Origin of the sequence: Microcoleus asticus IPMA8, assembly GCF_013179805.1 — a bacterium.
GTDB lineage: Bacteria > Cyanobacteriota > Cyanobacteriia > Cyanobacteriales > Microcoleaceae > Microcoleus > Microcoleus asticus.
On record NZ_SRRZ01000305.1, the window covers coordinates 1 to 1237 of the forward strand.

2 protein-coding genes are annotated in these 1237 nt (G+C 34.6%); both read left to right on the top strand.

What is annotated here, in order from left to right; all coding sequences use genetic code 11:
* Positions 1–259 precede the first annotated feature (259 nt).
* Positions 260–448 (top strand): hypothetical protein, encoded by a 189-nt coding sequence (locus E5S67_RS32010; RefSeq protein WP_216670854.1) that lies wholly within the window; start codon positions 260–262, stop codon positions 446–448.
* A gap of 3 nt (positions 449–451) precedes the next feature.
* Positions 452–1123, top strand: a complete 672-nt coding sequence (locus E5S67_RS32015) for an MASE1 domain-containing protein (RefSeq protein ID WP_172193507.1) — start codon at positions 452–454, stop codon at positions 1121–1123.
* The last annotated feature ends 114 nt before the right edge of the window (positions 1124–1237 follow it).

The following is a 1237-nucleotide window of genomic DNA, read 5'->3' on the forward strand; positions in this document are numbered from 1 at the left end:
ATATTTGACATCTCTACCGCAACATAAACCTATTCATATTCACTCATTTATTTATTATACATCGCTGATGTTATTAAATTTTCATTCCTAAGTAGGTCGGCGGAAATAAACTGAACTATGTAACTTTATGTAAACAGGGTCTCCTAGTGCTGCTTTCTTGGGATTTTGATACTTTACGATCGTTTACATAGTTGCGTTTTGTTTGACAGCGCCTACCTAGTTAAAGCCCCATGAATGGATGATAAGCTTATCTAAAGCTGTGTTAGAAGCTAACACACAAAATGTGATGAAAGTAATGCAGGAAATTCCTGAAAATGAACTATTTTTAATCAAAAGCCTGACTAAATTAGCACGTCAATTTCAATTTGAGCAAATTCTTGATTTAATTGAACCTTTAATGGTTCATAATAGAGATTTGACAGTTTTTGTAAAGCAAGTTTATACCTAAGAAATGATCGCAAAAAAACAGTTTTTTAACATCTTAAATGGTCTCGGATTAGAAATAAAAAATCCCCACTGGTGGCTTCAAGTTCTGATTATTTCCATTATTTATCCTTTGATTTGTTGGATGCTCACGAATAATCATAAAATATCCAGTATTACGATTATTCCACCATATCTTTCACCCGTTTGGCCCGGAACAGGATGGATGTTCGCCACTTTATTGGAGTGGGGTTATTCTCGTTGGTTAGGTATCTTTATGGGTCAATTGATTGCGACCTTAATCATGTGGCCGATATCCCCAAGCTTATTATGGAGTGCTGTTTTCAATACTATTAGTGTAACGATTTGGAATTTATTGGCAGTATTTGTGATTAGACGGTTAACTCGCACAAAATTTCCTTTTAATGAAGTCAATCATGTAGTAATTTTTATCGCCGTTAGTTTTTTGGGAGTTAGTTTACCCAACGCTTTTATCGGGACTTGTTCATTCACTTATCAAAAATTTGTCCCTTTGTCTGACTTTATAAAAACTTTCACGGGTTGGTGGATTGGTGATAGTATAGGTATCTTACTTTTGACCCCTTTCTTGTTAATTTGTTGTTTAAAAAAACAGAAATTTTATGCCCCGCAGTCGGGTGCATCTCACTTTTGCGAATGTGTCAAAAAAGAGTTAAAATGAAAAAGCTAGTAAAATCGTCAAATAAAAGACATCTCCGAAAACAATCAAAGCCTCTGTGTAGTTAAGCTCCTTGACGTAAATGTAATCATCCTAAATTAGCTAGTGTGCACGATA

Coding starts and splice junctions, on each gene's coding strand:
- E5S67_RS32015 (WP_172193507.1), top strand. CDS start 452: ATGATCGCAAAAAAACAGTTTTTTAACATCTTAAATGGTCTCGGATTA.